The organism is Halomonas sp. SIMBA_159 (assembly GCF_046536035.1).
GTDB classification, from domain to species: Bacteria; Pseudomonadota; Gammaproteobacteria; order Pseudomonadales; family Halomonadaceae; genus Vreelandella; species Vreelandella venusta_A.
This window is the reverse complement of the sequence record NZ_JAWJBT010000620.1, coordinates 1-270: the sequence shown is the minus strand read 5'-3', so window position 1 is coordinate 270 and position 270 is coordinate 1. Positions and strand designations below refer to the sequence as shown.

At 48.5% G+C, this 270-nt stretch carries 1 protein-coding gene; it reads right to left on the bottom strand.

Features of this window, described 5'->3' with window-relative positions:
* The coding region (locus R0J87_RS20685) for a putative glycoside hydrolase (protein WP_498888600.1) at positions 1-248 on the bottom strand (248 nt) is incomplete at its 3' end.
* Positions 249-270 lie beyond the last annotated feature (22 nt).

The window sequence follows — 270 nt, the reverse complement described above, 5'->3', positions numbered from 1 at the left end:
ATGCCGAAATAAGTTGTCCAATGACTCGGGTATATCATTGAGGAAATAACGTCGACATTCTCCGAAATTTTCGAGAAGTTCTGGCCGATGCCGGGGGCTTCAGGCAATGTCGCAGCGTAGCCGAAAATATCCACTGACACTTCCACGCCGTACGGCTTGAGTTTTTCTTTAGCATAGGCGACAAAATCCGTTACAGCTTCCACACGGCGCTGTACAGGGTCAAGATTAGACTCTGCATAGTCGCCCATCGAGTAATCCAATTGTTCACCC